Below are 25519 nucleotides of genomic sequence, written 5' to 3'. Positions count from 1 at the left end.
GCCGTCCTTGTCCGGGAGATGACGTGCCCCCGCCGCGCCGGATCGGCGGGCGGGGCGGCGCGGCCCCGCGGCCCGCCGCAGACGACTGTGCGCCCGCCGCGCACCGCTGCGGCCTGCGGTAGCGCTTCCTTAGCGCCGGACGATCGGGATTTAGCGCGCCTTTAGCGCCCAACCGGCGCACTCCGCCCGAACGGCGGACGAGGATGGGGGCGAGGAGGGCCGACGTGACACGGGGAAGCCTGCGCGTCTACCTGGGAGCCGCTCCCGGAGTGGGCAAGACCTACCGGATGCTGGAAGAGGCGCACCGCCGCCGCGACCGCGGCACCGACGTCGCCATCGGCGTGGTCGAGTGCCACGGCCGCGCGCTGACCGAGGCGATGATCGACGACCTGGAGGCGGTGCCGCTGCGCACGGTGCACCACCGCGGCCGCGCGCTCACCGAGCTGGACACCGCCGCTGTGCTGGCCCGCGCGCCGCAGGTCGCCCTCATCGACGAGCTGGCGCACAGCAACGTGCCGGGCAGCGGCACCGCCAAGCGCTGGCAGGACATCGACACCCTGCTCGGCGCCGGCATCGACGTGCTGTCCACGCTCAACATCCAGCACCTGGAGTCGCTCAACGACGTGGTGGAGAAGGTCACCGGCGTCCGGCAGGGCGAGACGGTCCCGGACGCCTGGGTGCGCGCCGCCGGCCAGATCGAGCTCGTCGACATGACGCCCGAGGCGCTGCGCCGTCGCATCGCGCACGGCAACGTCTGCGCGCCGGACCGGATCGACTCCTCACTGGCCAACTACTTCGGCGCCGGCAATCTCTCCGCGCTGCGCGAGCTGTCGCTGCTCTGGCTCGCCGACCGGGTGGAGGCCGATCTGGAGCACTACCGCAGCGACCACGGCGTCACCGACACCTGGGAGACCCGCGAGCGCGTCGTCGTGGCGCTCACCGGCGGACCCGAGGGCGCCACCCTCATCCGCCGCGCCGCGCGGAGCGCCGAGCGCGCCCGCGGTGCCGACCTGATGGCCGTGCACGTCACCCGCAGCGACGGCCTGACCGGCGCCGACCCCGCCCACCTCGCCCGCCAGCGGGTGCTGGCCGAGCACCTCGGCGGCACCTACCACCAGGTCCTCGGCGAGGACGTCAGTGCGGCGCTGCTCGCCTTCGCGCGCGGCGCCAACGCCACCCAGCTGGTGCTCGGCGCCAGCCGCCGCGGCCGGCTGGCCCGGCTCTTCGCCCCCGGGATCGGTGCCACCACCATCGCCCGGTCCGGGCCGATCGACGTGCACCTCGTCTCGCACGAGCAGGCCGGCCTGCGCCGCCGCGAGCGCCGCCCCACCGCGCTGTCCCGGCGCCGCCGCGCGGGCGCCTGGCTGCTGGCCGCGGCGGGACTGGCGGTCACCGCCTTCGCCTTTCCAGCGGGGGAGGAGTTCCTCGGCAGCGGCATCGTGCTGGTCTTCGCCGCGGTGACCGGGGCGGCGCTGGCCGGCGGGCTGCCACCAGCGCTGTTCGCCTCCGTCGGCGGCTTCGCGGTGCTCGACCTGCTCTACACCGAGCCCTACCGGGACCCGTCCGTGGCCGCGCCCGGCAGCCTGCTCGCGCTGGCCGGCTTCAGCACCGTCGCCGTCGCGCTGAGCGCCGTCGTGGACCAGGCGGCGCGCCGGACGCGGGAGGCGGCCCAGGCCGGCGCGGAGGCGCAGCTGCTGGCCACCGTCGCGGGCAACGTGCTGCGCGGTTCGCGCCCGCTGGAGGCGCTGATGGAGCGGCTCCTGGAGACCTTCTCGGTCGGTTCGGCGGCCCTCCTGCAGCGGGTGCCCGGCAGTTCCGCCAGTCCGGACCGGCGGAGCAGCCCGCAGGAGTGGACGGTGCTCGCCGCGGCCGGCGAGGGGCCGCCCGGCGCTCCCCGGCCGGACGACACCCAGGTGCCGGTGGACGACTCGCTGGTACTGGTGCTGCGCGGCGGCCGCCCGCAGGCCGGCGACCGCCGCGTCATCGAGGCGTTCGCCGCGCACGCCGCGATCGCGCTCCGCCAGGAGCGGCTGGCGAAGGCGGCCGCGGAGGCACGGCCGATCGCGGAGGCCGACCGGCTCCGCGCCGCGCTGCTCTCGGCGGTCAGCCACGACCTGCGGGCGCCGCTGGCCGCGGCGAAGGCGTCGGTCACCAGCCTGCGCAGCAGCCAGGTCGACTTCACCCCGCAGCAGGGCGAACGCCTGCTGGCCATGGCCGACGAGGCGCTGGACCAGCTCACCCGCCTGGTCGGCGACCTACTGGACATGAGCCGGCTGCAGGCCGGCGTGCTCGGGACCGCGGTGCGTCCGCTCCGGCCCCGCGCGGTGGTGGAGGCCGCCCTCGGCCCGTTCGGCGAGGACGCCGGCGGCGTGCGGGTCGACGTGCCCGCGGACCTGCCGGAGGTGGCCGCCGACCCCGGCCTGCTCGACCGCGTCCTGGCCAACCTGCTCGCCAACGCGCTGCGGTTCAGCCCGCCGGAGTGCCCGCCCCGGATAGCGGCGCACGCCGAAGACGGGCACGTGGTGATCGCGGTCGCCGACCGCGGCCCGGGCGTCCCCGAGGAGGCCCGGGACCGGATGTTCGTCCCCTTCCAGCGCCTCGGCGACTCCGGCGCCGGTTCCGGCCTGGGGCTGGGACTCGCCCTCGCCCAGGGCTTCACCGGCGCCATGGGCGGCACCCTCACCCCCGCCACCACGCCCGGCGGCGGGCTCACCATGTCCGTCCGCCTCCCCGCCGCGCCCGCGGACTGACCGGGTGCGCCGCCGTCGCGCGCCCGCCGGCCGCGTCCGCTGGGCGCCCCGGCCGGGTCAGGACTCGGCCGGGGCCGCCGTCCCGGACTCCGCGGCGCCGGCGACCGGCCTGCGGGCCCAGAAGGTGGCGACCAGCGCGCCGGAGAGGTTGTGCCAGACCGAGAACAGCGCGGCCGGCAGGGCGGCGATGGGCGCGAAGTGCGCGGTCGCCAGAGCTGCTGCCAGGCCGGAGTTCTGCATGCCGACCTCGACCGAGATGGCGCGGCGCGCCGACTCCGGCAGCCGGACCGCCCAGGCCGCCGCGTAGCCCAGGCCCAGGCCGGCCGCGTTGTGCAGGATGACCGCGAGGGCCAGCAGCAAACCGCTGGCCAGGACCGCGTCCGCGTTCGCGCCGACGACTCCGGCCACCACCAGCACGATGCCCGTCACCGACACCAGCGGCAGCAGCGGCAGCACCGCGTCCACGGCGCGCGGCGCGACCGCGCGCACGATCAGGCCGGCCGCCACCGGGACCAGCACCACCTGCACGATGGAGATGAACAGGTCGCCCGGCGCCACCGGCAGCGTCGACCCGGCCAGGGCCAGTACCAGCAGCGGGGTGATGAACGGCGCCAGCAGGGTCGAGATCGACGTCATCGCCACCGACAGCGCCACGTCGCCGCGGGCCAGGTAGACGATGACGTTGGACGCGGTGCCGCCCGGCGCCGAGCCGACCAGGATCATGCCGATGACGAGCTGCGGCGGCAGCGACAGCGCGTGCGCGATCCCGAAGCCGAGCAGCGGCATCACGATGAACTGGGCCAGGACGCCGATCACCACGGCCACCGGGTGGCGGGCCACGATCGCGAAGTCGGCGGGGCGCATGGTCAGCCCCATGCCGAACATGATCACGCCGAGCAGCAGCGAGACCCACGGCGCGAGCAGCGCCGCCTGTGCGGGGGCGGCGATGCCCGCCACTGCGCCGACCAGGACGAGCAGGGCGAACCACCGCCCGGCGAAGCCGGCGATGCGGGTGAGGACCGACATGGCGCTCAAACCTTTCGGGGCCGCCGGGCGGGGCGCGCGGCGGGGCCGCTGCTGCGCCCGGCCGGACGGCCGGGGATACGGGGTGGGGATGGGTGCGGGGCCGCCGGCGGCGGTGCCGCGGGAGGCGCGCCGCCGGTCCGCCGCTGCGGGTGCGCCGTGGCATCCGGGTGGGATGCGCGCGCCGAGGCCCGGGGTGGGGGCGGGGGCGCGCCAGCGGTGGTGCCGGGCCGCAAGGCCGGGGCGGCGTGCGGCGGCTCCGCACACCGGCGACCTGCGCCGGGCCCCTGCGATTCTACGGCGCGGGCGGCACCGGATCCGCGGCCGGGGGATCGGTGCCGCCCGGGGGGATCGACGCGGCCGCGGGCGCCGGGGTAGTCCTGTGGCGAGGGGGCCGGCCACGGAACCGCCGCACCGCGGCGGGAAGGAGGACGAGCGTGTCGGAGAACAGGGGAGTGGTCTACCGCGGCCCCGGCCGGGTGGAGGTCGCCGACCTCGCGGCGCCGGGGTTCGAGCTGCAGGACGGGCCGGGAGTCAACCCCGCCAACGTCGGCCGGAAGGTCCCGCACGGCGCCATCCTCAAGGTGGTGGCGACCAACATCTGCGGCAGCGACCAGCACATGGTGCGCGGCCGCACCACCGCCCCCGAAGGGCTCGTGCTCGGCCACGAGATCACCGGGGAAGTCGTCGAGACCGGTCCGGACGTGGAGTTCCTGAAGGCCGGCGACCTCGTCTCGGTGCCGTTCAACATCGCCTGCGGCCGCTGCCGCAACTGCAAGGAGCGCGCCACCGGCGTGTGCCTCAACGTCAACCCCGACCGGCCCGGATCGGCCTACGGCTACGTGGACATGGGCGGCTGGGTCGGCGGCCAGGCCGAGTACGTGCTGGTGCCCTACGCCGACTTCAACGCGCTGCGCTTCCCCGACCGGGACCAGGCCCTCGCCAAGATCCTCGACCTCACCATGCTCTCCGACATCTTCCCCACCGGGTTCCACGGCTGCGTGACGGCCGGCGTCGGCGTCGGCTCCACCGTCTACGTCGCCGGCGCCGGCCCGGTGGGCCTCGCCGCGGCCGCCTCCGCGCAGCTGCTCGGCGCGGCGGTGGTCATCGTCGGCGACCTCAACCCGCAGCGGCTCGCCCAGGCCGCCGCGTTCGGCTGCGCGACCGTCGACGTCTCGGCCGGCCCGGTGCCCGACCAGGTGGCCGAGATCCTCGGCGTGCCCGAGGTGGACTGCGCGGTGGACGCGGTCGGCTTCGAGGCCCGCGGGCACGGCGCGGAATCGGCCGGCGAGGCCCCGGCGACCGTGCTCAACGCGGTGATGGAGCTGACCCGTGCCGGCGGCGCCATCGGAATCCCGGGGCTCTACGTGACCGGCGACCCCGGCGGCGTGGACGCCGCCGCGCAGGAGGGCTCGCTGTCCATCCGGATCGGCCTGGGCTGGGCCCGCTCGCACACCCTCACCACCGGCCAGTGCCCGGTCATGAAGTACCACCGGGGCCTGATGATGGCGATCCTGCACGACAAGGTGTCCATCGCCAAGGCGGTGAACGCCACGCCGCTGCCGCTGGACGAGGCCGCTCAGGGCTACCGCGACTTCGACCGGGGCGCGGCGGCCAAGTACGTCCTCGACCCGCACGGCATGGTCGCCGCCCACGCGCAGGCCTGACCGGTCGCGCCGGACCGGCGCCGGCTCCTTCCGCCGCGCCGTGCGCCGTGCCGGGTCGGCAGCACCAGCCCCCAGCCGGTACCGTTCCCCCGCCCGCCGGTTCCGGCGGGCGGGGAGACCGCTGCAGGCGGGCCGCGCTGCGGCCCTGGAGAAGGGGGAGCCGATGGCGCCGAAGACCGCGACCGAGACCCGCGTGGACCGGGAGGGGCTGCTGGAGTTCCTGCGGCCGCGCAACCGCGCCGTGCTGATCACCGAGCGCGCCGGCGGTGCACCGCAGGCGTCCCCGGTGACCTGCGGCGTCGACGGCGCGGGCCGCATCGTGGTGTCCACCTATCCGGAGCGGGCCAAGGCCCGCAACGCCGCGCAGCGCCCGCGCGCCTCAGTGATCGTGCTCTCCGAGGAGTTCGACGGCCCGTGGGTGCAGGTCGACGGAGCGGCCGAGGTCCTCGCGGGGGAGGCGGCGGTCGAGCCCCTGGTCGACTACTTCCGCGCCGTCGCCGGCGAGCACCCGGACTGGGACGAGTACCGGGAGGCGATGCGCCGCCAGGGCAAGGCGCTGCTGCGCATCACCCCGCAGTCCTGGGGTCCGGTCGCCACCGGCGGCTTCCCGCCCGGACGCGAGCCGCGCTGAGCCTCAAGAGGTACCGGCTGCGGCCGCGCCTCCGGGCCGCCGCCCCGGGAGGCACCGCCCGCCGCGCGGAGTGCGCGCGGCGGGCTCTCCTCCCCAGGAGCGGGCGCGCGGCCTGCAGCGGCGCCCCTGCCGTGCGGCCGGGCGGCGTGCTGCCCGCGCACCGCTGCTATGCGCCGGCCGGAGTGCGCGGCGTGTAGGTGACCGGCAGGGTCTCCACCGTGTTGGTCATGACGGAGGCGACCGGCTCCAGGCCGGCCGGGTCGGCGGCCAGCTGGAGGTCCGGGAAGGCGGCGAACAGCTCGCGCAGGGCCACCGTCGCCTCCATCCGGGCCAGCGGCGCGCCCATGCAGTGGTGCGGCCCCCAGCCGAACGACATGTGCTGGCGCGGCTCCCGGGTGATGTCGAAGGCTTCGGCCCGGTCGCCGTGCCAGGACGCGTCGCGGCCCGCCGAACCGTAGTACAGCAGCACCGCCTCGCCCGCCGGCAGGTGCACGCCGGCGACCTCCACGTCGCGCAGCGAATAGGAGAACGGCAGGCTGAACAGCGACGTGTCCCAGCGCAGCACCTCCTCCACCACGCGGTCCCAGCCCACCTCGCCCGACACGGCGAGCTTGAGCTGGCCGGGGTGGGTGAGCAGTGCGCGCACCGCGTTGACCAGGACGCCCTCGGTGGTCTCGAACCCTGCGGCGACGAAGAGGAACAGCATGTCGACGAGCTCTTCGGGGGAAAGCCGGTCCTCGCCGTCGCGCGCCGCGATCAGCGCGCTGGCCAGGTCGTCGGCGGGCTCGGCGCGGCGCGCCTCGATCAGGCCGCCGAACACCTCGTGGATGTCGGTGTAGAAGCGGGCGCCCTCCTCCGGCGTCATCACGCTGGAGCCGAACCCGCGGCGCACCAGCTCCACCAGGCGCGGCCGCTGCTCCTCGGTGATGCCGAACAGCTCCGAGAGCACCAGCATCGGCAGCGGGAACGCGAAGGACGCGCGCAGGTCGGCGCGGCCGCCCTCGGCGTCCAGCCCCTCCAGCAGGCCGGCGACGAGCGCGTCGATGCGCGGGCGCAGCCCCTCGATGCGGCGCGGGGTGAAGCCGCGCGACACCAGCGAGCGCATCCGCTTGTGGTCGGCCCCGTCCGCGGTGAGCATGTTCTGCAGCTGGACGTTGCCCATCATCGGCCAGTCCGCCGGCACCTCGCCGGCCTGCAGCGCCCGCCAGTTGCGCGAGGAGCGGGAGAAGTCGCGCGAGGTCAGGATCTCCTGCAGCGCCTCATGCGTGGTCACCGCCCATACATCGACCTCACCAGGGAGGCGAATCGGGACCAGAGGCCCATGCTCGCGGAGGAGGCGGGCCTGTCCTTGGATGTCGCGTGCGGCGGGGTCGATCCGGACGGGGAGTTCCATGCTTCGGCTCCTGGTTCAGGGGATTTCTCGGGTGCGGGCGCAAACACCACCGGCAGTGCGGCCGGCCCGCGGGTGTAGAGGGTGGGCAGGTGGGACAGCTCCTCCGCCGGTACGGCGAGGCGGACGTCGGGCAGCCGGGTGCGCAGCGCCTCCACGGCGGCGACCACGACGCCGGTGCCCACCGAGCGGGCCGGGCAGCCGTGCGGTCCGGCGCCGAAGGACAGGTAGGACTGGTTGCCCGACTCCAGCGCGACCGGGCCGAGCTTCGGGTCGCGGTTCGCGCCGAGGTAGCAGGGCACCAGGCCCTCCCCGGCGCGCACGGCGGTGCCGCCCAGTTCGACGTCCTCCATCGGGAAGCGGCCCGGCATGGCGGCGATCGGCGGGTCGGACCACAGCACCCGGTCCACGGCGTCGGACACCTGCACGCGCCGCCCCGCGACCTCGGCGGCGGCGGAGCGGTCGGTGAGCAGGAAGCGCAGCGTGGAGCCGATCAGGTTCTTCACCGGGTCGACCGCGGCCCCGATGAGCAGCTCCAGGTCGAAGGCGATCTCCATGTCGGAAAGGTTCTGCGGCGCCGACACCAGCGCTGCGACCAGGTCGTTGTCGGACTGGATGGTGCCGGCCTCCAGCGCGGCCCGCTTGGCCTGGGCGACGCCGGTGGCGTGCTTGACGAGGCGGTGCTGGGCGCGGGTGGAGTCCTTGCCGGCCGCCCACTGCTCGGCCATCGAGGCGACGATGGCGCCGAACTCGTCCTGCGTCATGCCGAACCAGCGGTTGAGCAGCATCACCGGCACGACCGAGGCGAACTGCTCGACGAGGTCGGCCTCGCCGTCCCGGCAGAACGCGTCGATGGCCCGGTCGGCGAGGGCGCGCGCGTCGTCGCCGGCCTGGGGGACCGACAGCGTGGACAGCGCCCACTGGATGGCGTCCCTGCGGCGGCGGTGCTTCTCCCCGTCCAGGCACAGGGCGTTGAGGCCGCCGCGGTCGCTGAACATGGGGTGGATCGCCATGCCGGGGCGGAACCGGCCCTCGACCTGCTCGGTCCAGTGCCGCGACGCGCGGGGGAAGCGCTCGGGGTCCTTCAGGACGGTGGCCAGCACCGTGTAGTCGAGCACCAGCCAGGCGGCCACCCCGTCCTCGAAGTCGATGGGCGCGAGGGGGCCGTAGGTGGCGCGGAGCCCTTCGAGGTAATCGGCGGGGTCGATGCCCTCGGTGGCGAAATCGGGCAGGGGAACGGCGTCGTCGTGCAGCGGGCAGGCGGGCGGGGGCGCCTTCGCGGAGGGATCAGGGCTCATAGGTGTCTGCGCTCTTCTGACTATCCGATTGTTCCGATGGGTCCGGCGCACGAGTGGCCGGGAGAGCGGCGGAGGGGGCGCCGCCAGGCGGCTGGGTCCCTTGCGGGACAGGCGGTCGCGTGCGGCCGGAATCGCGCCGCCATGCTAACTGTGGGGCACGTTTCGCGCGATGGCGGGGTTCTGTGGGAACGGAATCGGAATTAGTGAGAAATCTGGCGTTCGTATTCTGGTCCCCTGCGGCACGAATTCCCCAACGGCCGAAAGGGGGAAACGGTTCCGCGCCGGCGCGAAAGCGCCGCAGCGTGTCCCCCGCGCGACCGTGCGTGCGCCCGCCGGGTCGCCCTGCCGCGGAGCCAACGCGCCGCGCCCGGCTGCGGCAGCGCTGCAGCCGGGCGCGGGCAGCCCCAGGGGCCCGGGGCGGGGTCAGGGCTTCAGGACCAGCGTGTCCTCCGCGGCCTCCTCCACGGCCTCCCGGGTGAAGGGCATGGGCACGGTGCCGCCCTGGGCCCACTCCTCGGTCATGTTCTGCCGGTGCGGATGGAACACGTGCCCGGAGGGGCCGGTGAGGTCGATCCAGCGGGCCGCGTCCAGATCGGCCATGTCGATCGCCATCCGCATCGAGGGCACCGTGGTGACGGCGTAGCCCTCGGTGCGGTCCCAGCCGGTGGCGTTGACCGTGTCCTTGCCGCCGCCGGATTCTACCGGGCTGCCGTTGAACACCCACTCCAGCGGGCCGATGCCCGAGGTGCCGTAGGTGGGGTGCTCCGCGGTGAGGGTGTGCAGCTCGCCCCAGCGCCACGCGGCCGGGTCGCCGCCGAGCCGGTCGGACAGCTCATCGGCGGCGCGGTCCATGGCCTCGGTCAGCATGGCGTCGCGCCCGCTGGCGCTGGCGCCGTCCCACCAGTGCGAGCCGGGGTCCTCCAGCAGTTCGGTGACGAACAGCCACGAGCGCGCTCCGCCGTCCGGGGAGTTCTCCTCGCCGATCTCCTCGAAGAGCAGGTCGAGCAGGTGGCGGTAGGTGGCGTTGTAGAACGCCGCGCCCGCCGAGTCGGCGTCCTGGCGGTAGTCCCACTCCCGAAGGACGCCGAGCGCCTCGGCCGCGGTGCCTTCCAGTTCGCCGTCGCCGGCGCGGAGCAGGTGCGGAACCACCGCGTGCGCGCCGCCGTGGTCGCCGTCCATCTGGATCGTGTTCATGTCGCCGGTGGTCAGCCCGCCCTCCGCGATGCCGTCTTCCAGCAGCGCGCTGATCCGCGCCCCGCGGTAGCCGTAGTTCCAGTCCTCGGTGAGCAGGTGCGGGTAGTCGGCGCCCACCGCGGCCTGGTTGGCGGTCACGATCACGCCGGACTCCGGGTTGTACACGCTGGGCAGCTCTTCGAAGTCGATGCGCTCCTCTTCCCAGTCGTAGTCGGAGTCCCAGCCGGGCGCCGGCCAGCGCCCGTCGCCCTTGCCGCGGACCGGGATGGAGCCCGGCGCCTGGTAGCCGATGTTGCCCTCGGTATCGGCGTAGACGAGGTTCTGCGCCGGCACCTCGAAGTGCCGCGCGGCGTCGCGGAACGACGCGAAGTCGTCGGCGGCGGCGATCTTGAAGATCGCATCGGCGGTGTGCCCGGGCTCCAGCGCGGTCCAGCTCAGTGCCACGCCGTAGCCGTCGCCGGCCGGCTCGGCAGCCGTATCGGCGGCCGCGCCGTCCGCGTCGACCGGGGGGTTCGCGCCGATCTCGGCCAGGTCGGCTCCTGCGGCGGCGTCCGACAGCAGCGGGCCGTGCCGGGTGGAGCGGACGGTGATGTCCACCGGCTCCCCGCCGGCCACCGCGATCGTCTCCGGGCGCGTCTCCAGCTCCTCGGGCTCGCCGTCGACGATGGCCGCGCCGTCCTCGATGCGCTCCAGGTACAGGTCGGTGACGTCCGGGCCGAGGTTGGTGAAGCCCCAGGCGATGTCGGCGTTGTGGCCGATCATGATGCTGGGCACGCCGGCGAACGCGAACCCGGTGGCGTCGAACGGGCACTCCGCGCTCACCTCGGTGCAGTGCAGCCCGGTCTGGTGCCACACGCTGGGCATCTGCGCGCCCAGATGCGGGTCGTTGGCGAGCAGCGGGAGGCCGGACTCGGTGTGCTCGCCGGAGACCACCCAGGAGTTCGACCCGAGGTCGGGCGAGGCGGGGCCGAGCAGTTCCGGCAGGGCACCGAGGCCGCCGCCGACCTCGGCGAGCGCGTCCGCGGCGGCGGGGGAGGAGGTGCCGTCCGCGGGGCCCGCGGGGTCGGGCGCGGCCGCCTCCGAACCGGAGGCGGCCGCCCCCGAACCGGAATCGGATCCGGCCGGGGCGCGCGCCTCATCGGCGGCCTCCTCGGCACCATCGGCCCCGTCCGCCCCGCCCTCGGGCCCGGGGGGCTCCTCGGCGGCATCGGACGCGAAGGCGCCGTCCTCCACGTCCCCCTCGGTGATGGGTGGGTGCTCCTGCTCCGGGTAGTCCGGGTAGAGCTCCTCGACCTGCTCCCGGTCCAGTCCGCTGGCGAGCAGGCCCGCCCGGTCGATCTCGTCCTCCATGTTGCCGCGCAGGTCCCACGCCATGGCCTTGAGCCAGGCGAGGCTGTCGATCGCGGTCCACTCCTCGACGCTGTGGTCGGGTGCGAGGACGCCGAGCAGGGCGAACTCGGCGCCGAGTTCGCCGCCGTCGCGCTGGCCGAGGTAGGCGTTGACCCCCTCGGCGTAGGCGTCGAACCAGGCGCGGGTCTCCGGCTCGAGCAGCTCGTACTCCTGCTCCGCGGTGTGCCGCCAGCCCATCGTGCGGATGTAGGAGTCGGTCTCGACCTGGTCCGGCCCGAACATCTCGGCCAGGCGCCCCGCGGTGGTCATCCGGTTGACGTGCATCTGCCAGAAGCGGTCCTGGGCGTCGGTGAAGCCCTGGGCGCGGAACAGGTCCTCGGCGGAGTCGGCATAGATCTGCGGGATGCCGCTGGCGTCGCGGTGAACCGACGCCTCGCCGTCCAGCGCGGACAGTTCGAGCTCGCCGCTGGTCTGCGGAAAGGCCCGTTGGACCGTCCAGTAGCCCAGACCGGCCGCGACCAGCGCGAGCCCCAGGAGAACCGACAGGGGGATGAGGATCCACCGCCGCACGCGGTGGGTGACGTGCACCATGGGCCGGAGTTTAGACCTACCGTTCGGTAAAACCCGATGGCGGGCACCTTGGGCGGACATCGTGCCAGTTCAGCGCAGTTGTCCCGGGGGCGCCGCCGCTCAGCCGCGGCCGTCCGGCGGTCCGGAGAGCGCCCGGGTGAGCTCGGCGCTGCGCGCGGTGTTCTCCTCGGCCGCGGGCCGCCGGGCCCGCTCCACCGCGGCCAGGGCGGATGCGAGCGTGCCGGCCGGCGGTCCGGCGGTGGCGGCGGCGCTGCCCAGCGCGCCGGCCAGGGCGCAGGCGTCTTCCAGCGCCTGGGAGGCGCCCTGGCCGGTGGCGGGCGAGGCGGCGTGCGCGGCGTCGCCGAGCAGGAGGACGCGCCGGGTGTGCCAGCGCCCGCCGGGCGGCAGGTCGCGGGCGTCGGTGGCCAGGACGGGGGCGGAGGTTGCCGCCACGGTGGCCGCCGCCGGTGTCGCGTCCGGCTCCAGGAGTGCGGCCAGGCGCTCCCGCGCTCCGGGGCTTCGGCGCACCCCCGAGCCGGCCAGCGGCGGCCCGGGGACCCGCGCGAACCAGGCGCTCGACCCGTCCGGGCAGGTGGCGTGCCCGAAGGCGGCGCGGCTGCCGCGGACCATGTCGATCCGGCCGGGCGGCGGCGGGCCCGTTCCGTCCGTGCACCAGGAGGCGGCGTAGTAGATGTTCTGGCCGGCGTAGCGGGCTGCGGGGCCGCGCGGATCGATGGCGGAGCGCACCGCCGAGTGCACTCCGTCGGCGCCGATCACCAGGTCAGCGCGGTCGGCGGAGCCGTCGTCGAACTCGGCCACGGCGCCGCCGGCGTCCTCCCGGACGGCAGTGCAGGTGAGGCCCTCGTCCAGGGCTGGGCCGCGGCGCAGGGCCGCGGCGGCGAGCCCGGCCCGCAGGTCGGCCCAACGCAGGCAGCGGAACCCCGATAGCGGGCGCTCAGCGGCCACGGCGCCGCCGGCGTCGATCACCCGGAGCCGCTCCAGGCCGAAGCCGCAGTCCTCCGCGGCCGCTGCGGCTCCCAGCCGGTGGAGGGCGCGGGTGCCGTTGCCGGCGAGGGTGAGGAAGGCGCCGAGGTCGCCGCCGCCCGAGGGCCGGGCCTCGGCTACCCGCACCCGCGCGCCGCCGTCGGCCAGTGCGCACGCCGCGGCCAGCCCGCCGATTCCGCCTCCGATGACCAGCACCCGCACGGCTGCCCCCTCGGCGCCTCCCGGCGGCAGCCTCTGCTGCGGCCCGTGCGCGATTCTGCCAGGTGCCCGGGCGCCGCACGCCGGTTCGGTGGCAGCCAACCGGTTCCGGACGGGGGCACCGGGATGCCCCGGGGCCCCTCCGCGGCCTCCCGGCCTCCGTTTGCCTGCCGCCCGCGGCCGCGGGCGGCGGTGCGAGACGGGAGGGCCGGGAGGAAGGGGCGGCCCGCAGGATCGGCGGGCCCGGCCGCCATGATGGGCCGTGACCCGGGCCAGGCGCGCTGGGCCCGCCGACGCAGGAGAGGACGACGCGATGACCATCGATGCACCCGCCCCCGGCGCCACCGGTGCCGGCACTTCAGGCGGGGAGGCCCGCCTGCGGCGCGAGCTCGCCGCCGCCTACCGGCTCGCCGCGCACTTCCGCCTCACGGATCTGATCTACACCCACTTCACCGTGCGGGTCCCCGGTCCGGAGCCGCACTTCCTGATCAACCCCTACGGCCTGATGTTCGACGAGATCACCGCCTCCTCCCTGGTCAAGATCGACATGGCCGGGCAGCCGGTGGAGCCCACCCGGTACCGGGTCAACCCGGCCGGCTTCGTCATCCACAGCGCCGTGCACGCCGCGCGCTCCGACGCCCATGCGGTGCTGCACACGCACACCCGCGCGGGCTGCGCGGTGGCCGCGCAGGAGCAGGGGCTGCTGCCGGTCAACCAGATCTCCATGGAGTTCGCCGGACGGGTCGGCTACCACGACTACGAGGGGGTCGCGCTCAACCTCGACGAGCAGCGCCGCCTCGTCGCCGACCTCGGCGGCCATCCGGCGCTGATCCTGCGCAACCACGGCCTGCTGACCGTCGGCGGCACCGTGGGCGAGGCGTTCCTGCGCATGTTCTACCTGGACAAGGCGTGCGAGATCCAGCTCCAGGCGCAGTCCGGCGGCGCCGCCCTCCAGCTGCCCGCCCCCGGCGTCGTTGAGCACACCGCCCGCCAGATGAACGCCGAATCCCACCCCGGCGACGGCGACGACCTCACCGACGACGGCTTCGGCGACCTCGCCTGGGACGCCCTCCTCCGCCTCGCCGGCCGCATCGCGCCCGACTACGCCGACTGACCGGCCCGGCCGCGCCGCCGGGCGGGGATCTCCGCGCATGCGCTCCGCCGAACGCCCGGCGGCGATCGCCGTGATGCCTTAGAGTGCCTGGTTGGATACCCAGAGTGCTTGCGGGGGCGGTAGATGGACCAGATGTGCGCGATGATGGCGGCCGATCCGGACCGGACGGTGTTCCGGGACCCCCGGGACGTCTACACGGGCGGTCAGACCGCCGATGCCGTCTACCGCGTCGGGCGCGAGCTCGCCGAGCGCGGCGCCGGGCTGGGCAGCCGGGTGGCGCTGCTCGGTCCGGCCAGCGGCCGCATGTATATCGCCTCGCGGGCGGTCGAGCTCCTCGGCGCCGCCCAGCTGGAGATCCCCCTCACCGCGGCAGCGGAGGAGCAGGCGGCGCTCGCCGCGCGGTGCGGGGCGACGCACGCCGTCGTCGACCCCGGCCACACCGGCCCTGAGGCGCTGGCCGCGCTGAGCGGGATCCCCGGCTGCCGCGTCGCGGCGCTGGCGCCGTGCGCTGCGGCCGACGACCTGTTCGCGGCCGCGGACTCCCGTTCCGCGGAGCCGCTGGCGCACCGGGCCCGGGCAGGAGAACCGCACCGCATCTCCTTCACCAGCGGCAGCACCGGGCCGGCCAAAGCGGTGCTGCGCCGCTGGCGGCCCGGCCTGGGGAAAGGAGGCGCGCACTTCCTGCGGGTGTTCGGCGCAGAGCGCGGAACCGTGCGCGTCGTGGTGGCCGGCACCCTGACCTCGCTGCAGCGGACGCTGTGCGACGCCGCCATCGCCTCCGGCGGGTCCTGCATCGCGCTCGCCGACTATGCACCGGCCCCGCTGGCCGACGCGGTCGCCGCCCACCGCGCGACCCACCTGATGATCCCGACGCATGCGCTGCGCACCCTGCTCGGCGCACCCGGAGCCGCGGAGGCCGACTTCTCCTCGCTGCGCGGGATCTTCACCGGCGCCGCAATGGTGGGGCCCGCCCTGCTGCGCCGCGCAGTGGAGCGCTTCGGCCCGATCGTGCACGTCACCTACGGCCAAACGGAGGCGGGCGGCATCTGCTGGCTCTCGCCCGCCGATTACGCGGTCTCCGCGTCCGCGGGCCCGCCCCGCGTCGACCCGGTGGCCGCCGGCACCTGCGGGCAGCCCGTCCCCGGGGCCGACGTCGAGATCCGGGACACCGCCGGCCTGCCGTGCCCCCCGGGTGTACCGGGGCGGGTGTGGGTGCGGACGTCCATCCTCATGGACGGCTACCTCGACCAGCCGGAAGCGTCGGCGGCGAAGATGCGCGGCGGCAAGCTCGACACCGGCGACGTCGGCTACCTCGACGGCGACGGCCGCCTCATCCTGCTCGGGCGCGCCCGCGACGCCATGGAGGTCGGCGGTGCCGCGGTCTTCCCCGCCGAGACCGACACCGTCCTCCAAGGGCACCCGTCGGTGGCCGACGCCGCGACGTTCGACGTGCCCGGCCCCGGCGGCACCCTGCTGCACACCGCGGTCGTGCCGCGCGGCGCCCAGCCGGACCCGTCGTCCCTGCACGCCTTCGCCGAACGCCGCCTGCCCGCCGACCGGCGCCCCGCGTCCTACCTCTTCGTGTCCCACATTCCGCAGACGTTCGCCCACGAGCCGTGCCGTACCACCCTGCGCACCTGGCACCGGGCCGCAGCCGGCTGACTGCAGGTGCGGAACCGGGCGCGCCGGTGCGTCCGGCTGCGCCGGTGGCGCGGAATGTCTCAACGGACGCCGCCCCCGAGGGCGCCGCACCGTTCCCGGAGGCCGCGCGGTCGCACCGACGCGGGGCGGCAGTCCTTCGCCGGGAGCGGGCGCGGCCCGCCCGTGCCGGGCAGCCCGCCGCGGTCGGTCGAGGCCGGCGGACGCCCTGCAGGGCGGAGGCCGTGCGGGTCCTCGCCGGGAGGAGGGAGGCGTACCGGCGCAGGGGCACCCCGGAGCGGTCCCGACGTGCATGCGCAGGCGGGCGCCGCGCCTCCGGGGCGCCCGCACCGTGCAGCGGGCGCGCGCTTTCCGCGGCATACCGGACAGCGGGAGCCCTGATCAGCGAGCGGTCGGCACCGGCCCGCCCGTGCGGGCCGGCGGCGCCCGCGGGATGTGCCGCTGCGGGTGCGGAGCCCGGCAGGGCGTCCGCGCCCGCAGCGGTTTTCAGGCCGGGCGGGTGCCGATGGCGAAGACGGCGCGTGCGGTACCGGGCAGGCCGTCGGGGGTCTGCGCCGGGGTGAGGAGGGCGAGGACGGCCGTGCGGAGCTCGTCCAGCTGCGCGTCCGTCAGCCGCTCGTAGAGGGAGCGCGTGCCCACCGTCCAGGTCCAGTCCCACCAGGCCGCGGCGTCGCGGAAATACACGGTGGTCTCCTCCTCCACCGCCGTGACTCCGGTGAAGCCGGCCCGGCGCAGTAGCGCTCCCGGGTCCATCCCGAACCGCATCGCGAAACCCGGAGCGGACGGCGCCTGCCGCGCGTACTCCGCGTAGAGCCGGTGGAGGCGGCCGTCTCCCGGCGCCACCGGCGCCGCCGGCACGGACACCGCGCAGCGCCCGCCGGGGCGCAGTACCCGGTGGAAGCCGGCCGCCGCCGCGTCCGGGTCGGCCATCACGAACAGGGCGGACCCGCACAGCACCGCGTCGTAGCAGCGCGAGCTCGCAGGCGTCCATGCGGGCCACCCGGACCTGCTCCAGCCCGCGCGCTGCGGCGTCGGCAGCCAGGTGCGCGACCATCGCCTCGGACAGGTCGACGCCGTCGGCGGCGCCGGCTGGGCCGACGGCCTCGGCTGCCGGGAGCAGGCAGGCGCCGCGCCCCGCGGCGGCATCGAGCACCCGCTCGCCCGGACGCAGAGCGGCCCGCTCCACCAGGCGCCGGCCGAACACGGTGAAGTGGTCGGAGCCGGCGCTGTAGCGCGAAGCGCACCGCCCGTAGGTCTCGGCGATGCCTCCGGCTCGCCCGCTCACGCCGGGGCCGCCGCGCTGTCCTCCGCAGCGGTCGCCACCAGGCCGCCGTGCAGCACGTCGGCAATGGTGTCGATGTCGGCGTCGGTGTGTGCGGTGCTCAGGAACCACGGCTCCTCGGGGACCGGGTGGAAGTAGACGCCGTTGCGCTGGCAGTGCATCTGCAGCCGCCGGTGCCGGGCGTGGTCGACGCCGCCGTCCGGCCGCACCGACATCACCGACATGGCCGAACCGACCCGTTCGACCAGCAGCGGCTGCCCCGCTGCGGCGGCCGCCGCGCGGACCCGCTCCTCGGTGCGGGCCCCCCGGTCCTCCAGCACGCCGTAGAGCCCGGGGTCGGCGGCGATCTTGCCGAGTGTGGCCGCCACCGCCTGCAGCGCCGCGTGGTTGCCGGAGTAGACGCCGGCGTGGAACGCCGCGTAGGTCGCCAGCGGCTCCATGGCAGCGGCGGACCCGCCGAACGCGGCGACGGGGAAGCCGCCGCCCATCGCCTTGGAGAGCACGGTCAGGTCCGGCACCACCCCGTAGCGCTCCTGCGCGCCGCCGGCGGCCACCCGGAACCCGGTGATCACCTCGTCGAACATGAGCAGCGCACCGCTGGCGCGGGTGCGGGCGCGCAGCTGCTCCAGGAAGCCCGGCGCGGGCGGCACGATGCCGTCGTTGCCCAGCACCGGCTCGCACAGCACCGCCGCCAGTTCGGGGCCGTGCTCGGCGAACACCCGGTCGAGGGCCGCAGTGTCGTTCCACGGCACCTGGAGCGTGTGCGCGGCCGCTTCCGGGATCATCCCGGCCGCCCCCGGCGACGGGCGGTCGCCTTCGGTCGCGGCGGTCCGCAGCAGCGTCTCGCTCCACCCGTGGTAGTGGCCGGTGAAGGTGAGCAGCAGGGTGCGGCCGGTGCTCATCCGGGCCAGCCGGACCGCCGACATCAGCGCTTCGGTGCCGGAGTTGGCGAACCGCAGCTGCTCCACTCCGGGCACCAGCTGGGTGACGAGTTCGGCGGCCTCCCGGTCCAGCCGGTGCGGCAGCCCGGTGGTGTGGCCGCGGCGGAACCGGTCGGCGATCTGCTCGGTCACGTCGGCGTCGGCGTAGCCGAACAGGTGCGGGCCGTAGCCCATGTTGGCGTCGATCAGCTCGTTGCCCTCGATGTCGCGGACGCGGCAGCCCGCGGCCGACTCCACCATGATCGGCGCAGCGATGCCCTTGGCGCGCATGTTGCTGCTCACGCCGCCGGCGACGAACCGGTGCAGGTCGGCATAGGCGGCGGCGTTGCCCGCAGGCGCTCCGGATCCGTCGGTCGGGTCGGTCCGGCCAGTGCGGGTGGTGTCGAGCATGGGTCCTCCTCGGCTGTTCGGGCGGTGTTCGGGCGGTGCATGGGTGGGTCAGTGCGGAGCCGGGGCGGCCGCGGCCCGGCCGCCTCCGGTTCCGGGGCGCGCTGCAGGCCCCTCGGGGCGGGGCCGGCCGGGGGAGAACGGCGCGAGCAGCGCGGAGCGGCGGCCGTGGATGATCTCCTCGGCGGCCAGCCGTCCCAGCAGCGGTGCCAGGCCGGCGCCGCTGTGCGTCACGGCCTCGTAATAGCCCGGTGCCGCATAGCCGACGCTGGAGACGCCGTCGGCGGGGAAGGCGCGCACACCGGCGCGGACGGCGGCGGGGCGCACGCCGGCGAGCTCCGGCAGCAGCTCCGCCGCGCGCGCCGCGAGGTCGAGGGCGAGCTCCGGCTGAGCACCGGGGGACGCATCGGGAGCGGCGCCGTCCGCAACGGCGGGGAGGCGGGCGTCGATGGCGCCGGAGCGGACTCGGACGCGGCCGGGGCCGGCGGGCCGGATGCTGACCCGCGGAGTGAGCAGCTGGGCTTGGGGCGGGTCCGGCAGCAGCAGGTCCGCGAGGAGGCCCCGCGTCGGCGCGAGCCGCAGGCGGCCGCCTGCCAGCGCTGCGACCGCGTCCGCCCCGGCGCCGGCGGCGTTGACGACGACGTCGGCCGGCGCGGTGCGGCCGTCCGCACCGACCGTGCCGTGCACCGCGCCGCCCGGCCCGGTGGCGATCCCGGTCACCTCGGCACCGGTGCGCACGGCCGCGCCGGACTCCGCTGCGCGGGCCAGCATCAGGCCGGTCAGCGCGGGCAGGTCGACCCAGCCTTCGCCGGGCAGGAGGACACCCCGGGGCGGGAGCACGGACCGGTCCGCTCCGGAGGGCACCGCCGGATGGTCCGGCGCGACCGGCTCGGCTGCGTAGCCGTGCGCGCGGGCGGCGGCGAGGTCGTCCTCGAGCGCCTCTTCGGAGCGCGGCCAGACCAGGGACGGGCAGGGGTGGAAGCCCGGCGTTCCGCTGTCCCGGAGGCGGTGGAGCTCCGCCAGCCCGGCGGCGTTGAGGTCGAAGTAGGCGCCGGGCCGCTTGCCGAACGCGGTCACCCGGCTGAACGAGGCTCCGCTGGCCCCCGGCACCGCGGAGGTGCCGCGCTCGCACACCGTGACGCGCGCGCCGGCGCGGGCCAGGTGCCAGGCCAGCGACGCTCCGACCGCGCCGGCGCCCACAACGGTCACGGCGATCACCCCGCCACCTCCGCCCCGGTGCCGGCGAAGGCGTCCTCCCACTGCACGGGGCCGTCCGGCCAGTCGGCCGCGACCTGGCGCACCCGTGTCGGGGAGGCCGCGCCGGACCGGTCGGCGCCGGTGAGGTTGACCAGCACGGACGCGTCCGCAGGCAGGGCGCCTTCGCGGCGCATGCGGACGGCCCCGGCGAGGGCCGTCGCCGCCGCACTGCAGACCGTGAGCCCTTCGGCCTCCGCGAGCAGTTCCCGCGCCGCGCGGATCTCCTCGTGGCTGACCGCGGTGATCGCGCCGCCGCTGCTGTCGCACAGCGCGCGGATGTAGGGGTAGGTCGCGCTCGGGTCGCCGCGCAGGATGGCCTCGGCGGGGCCGCGCGGGTCGGCCACCACGTGCCGCCGTGCGATCTCTGCCGCTCCCTCCCGGTAGGCGCGGGCCATCGGCGCGCACCCCTCCTGCTGGACGGCGACGAACCGCGGGACCCGCGGCAGCCGGCCGAGCCGGTGGTACTCGACCGCCCCCTTGTAGCCGCCGAGCAGTCCCATCCCGCTGCTCACCGCCTGGAAGACGTAGTCGGGGGAGGGGTCCATGGCGTCGAACGCCTCCAGGTAGGCGAGCTTCAGCCCTTCGCGCCGGGCGAGGTTGAAGAACCCGCCCTCGGCGTAGGCGCCGGTGCGCGCGGCGAACCGGCGGGCCGCCCCGCCCGCCGCGACGAAGTCGCCGTCCACCAGCAGCGTCGCGACCGAAGGGTGGTCCGGGTAGTGCAGCCGGTGGCGGAACCGGCGGCCGCAGAACAGCGCGAGCTCGATGCCCTCGACGGCCTGCACGCCGCGCGCGTAGGCCGTGGAGCTGTTGCCGGTGGAGGCCATGGCGAAGCGCTTCACGCCGAGCTCCGCCATCCGCGCCAGCCCGACCGACGCGATCCGGTCCTTCGTGCTGCGGGTCGGATTGGCACTCTCGTCCTTGACGACCAGGCCGGGCAGGCCGGTCCGCGCCCCGAGCTCCGGTGCCGGGCGGCACGGGGTGTCGCCGTCGCCGAGCAGGCACAGCCCGCCCCGGTTGCGCAGCGGAAGCAGGTCGAAGTAGCGCTGCACCGCCGCGCCGTCGCTACCGACCTCCGCGGCCCCCAGGTCGTGGACGGCGTCGACGGCTCCGCCGCACTCGGCGCACCGGCCGTCCGACTCGCGCCGCGGGGGCCGCTCGCAGAGCACGCAGGCCAGCTCAAATCCGCCGCCGGGCCGGGATCGGGCGGCCCGGTCCAGCAGGGGACCGTAGCGCAGTTCGAGGCTCACGATTTCCTTTCTCTGCGACTTTTCCGCGAGGCGTAAGAATGGTCCGATTTGCGGTTCCGGTGAATCGGTTTCCGCGGCGGTGGGAGATGTTATCAGGGGATGGAGGGACGAATGCTCTGATACGTTCACGGTCATTCGGGAGCCGTTGCCCGGCAGTGCTGATTGCGGCGCGCGATCGGTATCTCTAGCCGCGGACCAGCGGATTCAAACCCGGATCGGGAAGCTTTTCTCGGCGGAATCCGGCAGGATCGACGGTGGCGGCGGCGGTCGGAAAGGGGTGCGGATGTGCTGCCCCGGATTCGCCCCGGAGGTGCCCGGAATGGCGGAATAGTTTTTGTCCGAAGTGGTGGAATAGGTGTCGCTCTGGGTGGTGTCCAGAAGACGCTGTGCCGGCGATAAGCGTCGATAGGAGATTCATGTCGGATTTTCCGGGCGTCGGTTCCTGGGTGGATTTCGAGGGGTTGCGCGCCCTGTGGAAGGAGCGGCTTGCCGACGCCGTCGGGCGCGCCCGGCGCAGCGCCTTCTACCGGGACCGGCTCGGCGGTGCCCCGCCGGACAGTCCGGAGGCGCTCGCCGGGCTGCCGCTGACCGCGAAGGACGACCTGCGCGCCGCGCACCCCTTCGGCATGCTCGCCGTGCCGCGCCGCGACGTGGTCGCCTACCACCAGTCCAGCGGAACCTCGGCCGGCCAGGCCACCGGCTCCTTCCACACCGAGGCCGACTGGGCCGAGATGCTCGACCGCTTCGGCCGCGGACGCACCCCCCTCACCGCCGACGACACCGTGCTCGTCCGCGTCCCGTACGCGATGGTCACCATCGGCCACCAGGTGCACGCGGCGGCGCGGGCGGCCGGAGCGATGGTGGTCCCGGCTGACGCGCGCTCGACCGCGATGACCTACCCGCGGGTCCTGGGCCTGCTGCGCGACCTCGACGTGACCGTCGCTGCGGCCCTGCCCACCGAGCCGCTGCTGTGGGCTGCGAGCGCGCGCCTCCTCGGGGCCGACCCGCGTGCGACCGCACCCGCGCTGCACACGCTCATCGCGACCGGCGAGCCGCTGAGCGCCGCCCGGAAGCGGCGGATCGAGGAACTGTGGGGCTGCACCGCCGCGGTCAGCTACGGAAACTCCGAGTGCGGCTCCAACCTGGCCGGGGAGTGCCCCGAAGGCCGGCTGCACCTGTGGGCCGACCGCTACCTGCCGGAGATCCTCGACCCCGGCACCGGCCGCACCGCGCCCGAGGGCCGCGGCCGGCTCGTGCTCACCACACTGTTCCGCCAGGCGATGCCGCTGGTCAGGTACGACACCGGAGACGCCGTCGAGCTCTCCTACGGCGACTGCGCGTGCGGCTGGGCGCTGCCGGTGATCCGGGTGCTGGGCCGCTGGGACCAGGGCGCCGAGGCCGGCGGCCGCCGCGTCTTCGCGTCCGAGATCGAGGAGGCGGTGTATGCGCTGCCCGCCCGGCTGGGGGTGCTCTTCTGGCGGGCGGTGGCCGACGGCGGCGCTCTGCAGGTGCGGTTCGAGGCCGACCCGGCGCTGGCCGGCGAGGCGTCGGCCGCGCTCGACGCGGCACTCGCCGAGCGGTTCGGTCCCGCCGCCCGCGCCGCGGCGGTGGCTCCGGGCACGCTCGTCGCCACCGACGAGCTGACCCGCACCGCGCACATCGCCAAACCGCGCTACCTCTCCGCGGCCTCGGACGCCGGAGGGCTCGCGTACCCGCCGCCCTCCGGCCGCTGACCCGCCGCGCGATGCTCCGGCACCGGCCGGCGGCTGCGGATCCGCCCCGCGGGCAGGGCCGCCGGGCACCCGTTCCCCCGGCCCGGCGCGCGCCGCCCCCGCTGCGCGGCCAGCGCCGGCCGGGGCGCCATCCGCTGCCTTCCGCACTGACCTGGAGACCGCCCGCGCACCGCGCGGGCCACGAACGAGGAGGACCCCCGTGCAGACGGCCGCAGACCCGATCCTGGACGCGCTGTCCACCGACCCCGCCCGGCTCGCACTGCGCGATCCCCGGGACGCGTTCACCGCCGGCGAGGCCGCCGACGCGGTGCACCGGCTGGTCCGCGCCCTGGCCGACTGGGGCGCGGGCCCCGGTTCCGTGGTCGCCCTGGCTGGGCCGGTCAGCGCCCGCATGTACCTGCTGAGCCTGGCTGTGGGGCGGACCGGCGCTGCCCAGGTCGAGATCCCGGTCCAGATGGCGGCAGCGGACCAGGCGGCGCTCGCCGCCGAGTGCCGCGCCACGCACGCCGTGCTCGACACGGTGTCCACCGCCGAGGGCACCGCCGGCGCTCTGGCCGCCGCCGTGCCCCGGACGGCGGTGCTGGGCCCCGAGCCGGCGGAGAGCTCGCTGTTCACCGCAGCGGCGGGGTTCTCCGCCGAACCGCTCCCTTCCCGTGCGCGGCAGGGCGACCCGGACCGGATCGTGCTGACCGGCGGCACGACCGGCCGGGCCAAACCCGCACTGCGCCGGCACCGTGCCCGCCGGCCGGGCGGCGGATGGATCGGACCGCTGCTCGCCGGCGGGCCGGTCCGGCTGCTGAAGACCGACCGGTTCACCGGCCTCGGCCGCCATCTCGGCGACGCGGCCCTCCGGCACGGCGGTGCCTTCCACGCTCTTCCCGAGTTCACGCCGCAGGCGTTCGTCGACCTGGCCGGGGAGCAGCGCATCACGCACGCGGTGATCGCCCCGCACCAGCTGGCCGCCCTTCTGGACCACGGGGCGGACCGCTCCGTTGTGCCCGACCTGCGCTGCCTGCTCGTCGCCACGGCTGCCACCGGACCCGGTCTGCTCCGCCGGGCGGTCGATGCCTTCGGGCCGGTCGTGCTGCCCAGCTACGGCCAGACCGAGGCGGGGCATATCGCCGTGCTGGGGCCGGACGACTACGCCTCCGGCGGCTCCGCGGTGCTGCGGAGCTGCGGCCGGCCGGTCAGCGGCGCCGAGGTGGAGGTGCGCGATGCGGAAGGCTGCTGCGTCCCCGCGGGGGAGCGCGGCCGGATCTGGGTGCGCACGTCCATCCTGATGGACGAATACCTCGGCCGCCCCGCGGACACCGCCCGGGTGCTGCGCGGCGGATGGCTGGACACCGGCGACGTCGGAGTCCTCGACGAGCGCGGCCTGCTGACCGTGCTCGGCCGGTCCGGCGACGCGATCGCGCTCGGCGGCCGCACCGTCTACCCGGCCGAGGTCGACGCGGTGCTGCTCGACCACCCAGACGTCCGGGAGGCCGCGACGTTCGGCGCCCCGGGCCCGGCCGCACCCGGAGCGCCGCGCACCGTCCTGCACACCGCCGCCGCCCTGCACCGCGAGTCCTCGGCCACCGCCGACGGGCTGCGGGAGTTCCTCGCCGGCCGGCTGGACCCGGACCTCGTCCCCCGCAGCGTGCTCCTGCTGCCGGAGCTGCCGCTGACCTACGCCCACGAGCCGTGCCGCGCAACGCTGCGCCGGCGGGCCGGCGCCGGGCCGGGCGCCCTCCCGGCGGGGGCGCAGCCGGAGGCCGCGCCGCAGAGCTGAGCAGGCCGCCGGCCCGTCCGCGGCGGAGCCCGGGCGGCGGCACCGCCGGTGCGCCGGCCGGGCTGCGGGCGCGGTCCCGCCGGACGCCCTCGGCGGAGCGCGCGTTGCGCCAAGTTCTGGCGGGGACAAAATCTCGGCCAGGATCGCCCGGACACGGGGGCGGCACCGGGCTCCGCAAAGGCCGCGCAGTGCCCGCGAGCGGGCCGCTCAAAGTGGTCTTTGCGCAGTTCGTGGCGGACTTGCCCGGGGTTGGCGGCGCTGGGTAGAAAGGCGCATCGGCCGCCGTCCGGCGGTCACCTGCGGGCCGGTTCCGGCCCGGTTCCCGACCGTTGAGCAAGAGAGCGGGACACCCATGCGCCGTGTCGAACGCCACCCGGTCCGCCGCGAGGGCGGAGTGCCGTCGATCGCCCTGCCGAGCACGGTGGACGCGGACAGCCGCACCTCCATCCTCGAGCAGTGCCTGGGACTCCTCTGCGCGCGGCCGCGCCGGCTCGTCGTCGACATGAGCGGCACCGTCTCCTGCGACGCGGTCGGCGTCGACCTGCTGGTGCGCCTCCAGCGCCGGGCCCGGCTCCTCGGCTGCGACCTGCACGTGGTGATCGGCCACCCCCGGGTGCGCGAACTGTTCTCTGCGGCCCGCCTGCACCGCCTGGTCACCGTGCACGACCGCGCCGCCGCGCCGGCAGCGGTCCGGGTGCCCGGACAGGCCGCGGCCAGCCGTGCCGCAGTGCCGCTGCGGCCCTGACCCCCGGCGCAGCACCGCTGCGCCCGGAAACCGCGCGGGCGGTGACCCGGCCGCCCGCGGCCGCCGCCGGCAGACTGGCGGCGGCCCGACCGGCCCGGTGAGCTCCAGGGCTGCAGGAGGGCGCCATCGCCGAGAGGCCGGCGCCGCCGATGCGCCCTGCCGATGGCGGCCGTCCAGCAGCCGCAGAGCAGGGACGCGGGCCCCGCGCTCGAACGCTGGTGCGTGCGGCGGCGGTGCCCGGCCGAGGGGGCCGCGCCTGCGCCGTCCGCCGAGACGGCCGGCCGGGGCCGGGCGCGGGCGGGGCGGG

17 protein-coding genes and 1 pseudogene are annotated in these 25519 nt (G+C 76.0%); 8 read left to right on the top strand and 10 right to left on the bottom strand.

The features are described from left to right. Window positions 1–224: 224 nt before the first annotated feature. A complete protein-coding gene (locus tag ACYVGT_RS22990; RefSeq protein WP_460862102.1) occupies window positions 225–2750 on the top strand; it encodes a sensor histidine kinase in 2526 nt (841 codons plus the stop codon). A gap of 57 nt (window positions 2751–2807) precedes the next feature. Here the strand turns inward: ACYVGT_RS22990 and ACYVGT_RS22985 are convergent, their stop codons facing one another. Beyond that, a complete protein-coding gene (locus tag ACYVGT_RS22985; RefSeq protein ID WP_460862100.1) occupies window positions 2808–3776 on the bottom strand; it encodes a bile acid:sodium symporter family protein in 969 nt (322 codons plus the stop codon). Between the two features lie 434 nt (window positions 3777–4210). Between ACYVGT_RS22985 and fdhA the strand changes: the two genes are divergently transcribed. Further along, entirely contained in the window at window positions 4211–5440 is a 1230-nt protein-coding gene (gene fdhA, locus ACYVGT_RS22980) for a formaldehyde dehydrogenase, glutathione-independent (protein ID WP_460862098.1), read from the top strand. Between the two features lie 163 nt (window positions 5441–5603). Beyond that, window positions 5604–6071 (top strand): PPOX class F420-dependent oxidoreductase, encoded by a 468-nt coding sequence (locus tag ACYVGT_RS22975; RefSeq protein WP_460862096.1) that lies wholly within the window; start codon window positions 5604–5606, stop codon window positions 6069–6071. A 166-nt stretch (window positions 6072–6237) separates the two neighbouring features. Here ACYVGT_RS22975 and ACYVGT_RS22970 read toward each other — a convergent pair whose 3' ends face one another. The 4 genes from ACYVGT_RS22970 to ACYVGT_RS22955 all read right to left on the bottom strand — a co-directional run bounded on the left by ACYVGT_RS22970 (window position 6238) and on the right by ACYVGT_RS22955 (window position 13079). Beyond that, a complete protein-coding gene (locus ACYVGT_RS22970; RefSeq protein ID WP_460862095.1) occupies window positions 6238–7344 on the bottom strand; it encodes a cytochrome P450 family protein in 1107 nt (368 codons plus the stop codon). Then, a complete protein-coding gene (locus ACYVGT_RS22965) occupies window positions 7341–8759 on the bottom strand; it encodes a cytochrome P450 family protein (protein ID WP_460862092.1) in 1419 nt (472 codons plus the stop codon). The genes ACYVGT_RS22970 and ACYVGT_RS22965 overlap by 4 nt, the downstream gene beginning before the upstream one ends. A 423-nt stretch (window positions 8760–9182) precedes the next feature. After that, on the bottom strand, window positions 9183–11894 hold the full coding sequence (locus ACYVGT_RS22960) for a penicillin acylase family protein (RefSeq protein ID WP_460862089.1): 2712 nt from the start codon (window positions 11892–11894) through the stop codon (window positions 9183–9185). 99 nt (window positions 11895–11993) lie between these two features. Further along, entirely contained in the window at window positions 11994–13079 is a 1086-nt protein-coding gene (locus tag ACYVGT_RS22955) for an FAD-dependent monooxygenase (RefSeq protein ID WP_460862085.1), read from the bottom strand. A gap of 310 nt (window positions 13080–13389) precedes the next feature. Here ACYVGT_RS22955 and ACYVGT_RS22950 point away from each other — a divergent pair, with 310 nt between their 5' ends. Further along, window positions 13390–14190, top strand: coding sequence for a class II aldolase/adducin family protein (locus ACYVGT_RS22950; protein WP_460862082.1), 801 nt, complete (start codon window positions 13390–13392; stop codon window positions 14188–14190). 123 nt (window positions 14191–14313) lie between these two features. Then, window positions 14314–15852, top strand: coding sequence for a class I adenylate-forming enzyme family protein (locus ACYVGT_RS22945; RefSeq protein ID WP_460862079.1), 1539 nt, complete (start codon window positions 14314–14316; stop codon window positions 15850–15852). A 483-nt stretch (window positions 15853–16335) separates the two neighbouring features. Here the strand turns inward: ACYVGT_RS22945 and ACYVGT_RS22940 are convergent, their stop codons facing one another. The 5 genes and pseudogenes from ACYVGT_RS22940 to ACYVGT_RS22920 all read right to left on the bottom strand — a co-directional run bounded on the left by ACYVGT_RS22940 (window position 16336) and on the right by ACYVGT_RS22920 (window position 20963). Further along, a complete protein-coding gene (locus ACYVGT_RS22940; protein WP_460862201.1) occupies window positions 16336–16887 on the bottom strand; it encodes a class I SAM-dependent methyltransferase in 552 nt (183 codons plus the stop codon). Then, a pseudogene (locus tag ACYVGT_RS22935) lies at window positions 16829–17002 on the bottom strand (methyltransferase domain-containing protein); the annotation flags it as partial. The gene ACYVGT_RS22940 and the pseudogene ACYVGT_RS22935, both read right to left, overlap by 59 nt. Before the next feature lie 128 nt (window positions 17003–17130). Next, on the bottom strand, window positions 17131–18462 hold the full coding sequence (locus ACYVGT_RS22930) for an aspartate aminotransferase family protein (protein ID WP_460862077.1): 1332 nt from the start codon (window positions 18460–18462) through the stop codon (window positions 17131–17133). Window positions 18463–18510: 48 nt separating this feature from the next. Further along, window positions 18511–19677: an NAD(P)/FAD-dependent oxidoreductase gene (locus tag ACYVGT_RS22925; RefSeq protein ID WP_460862074.1), complete on the bottom strand. Its 1167-nt coding sequence runs from the start codon at window positions 19675–19677 to the stop codon at window positions 18511–18513. Next, entirely contained in the window at window positions 19674–20963 is a 1290-nt protein-coding gene (locus tag ACYVGT_RS22920; RefSeq protein ID WP_460862071.1) for a threonine synthase, read from the bottom strand. The genes ACYVGT_RS22925 and ACYVGT_RS22920 overlap by 4 nt, the downstream gene beginning before the upstream one ends. A gap of 416 nt (window positions 20964–21379) precedes the next feature. On the opposite strand from ACYVGT_RS22920, the gene ACYVGT_RS22915 reads away from it, so the two are divergent. The 3 genes from ACYVGT_RS22915 (at window position 21380) to ACYVGT_RS22905 (ending at window position 25212) form a co-directional block, all read left to right on the top strand. Next, window positions 21380–22696 carry a phenylacetate--CoA ligase family protein gene (locus tag ACYVGT_RS22915; RefSeq protein WP_460862069.1) on the top strand — a complete coding sequence of 439 codons (1317 nt, stop codon included), beginning with the start codon at window positions 21380–21382 and terminating at the stop codon, window positions 22694–22696. A gap of 199 nt (window positions 22697–22895) precedes the next feature. After that, entirely contained in the window at window positions 22896–24467 is a 1572-nt protein-coding gene (locus ACYVGT_RS22910; protein WP_460862067.1) for a class I adenylate-forming enzyme family protein, read from the top strand. 352 nt (window positions 24468–24819) lie between these two features. Next, window positions 24820–25212: an STAS domain-containing protein gene (locus ACYVGT_RS22905; RefSeq protein WP_460862063.1), complete on the top strand. Its 393-nt coding sequence runs from the start codon at window positions 24820–24822 to the stop codon at window positions 25210–25212. Window positions 25213–25519: the final 307 nt, after the last annotated feature.

This window comes from Nocardiopsis coralliicola, from assembly GCF_054779695.1.
This window is presented reverse-complemented; position numbering and strand designations above follow the sequence as displayed.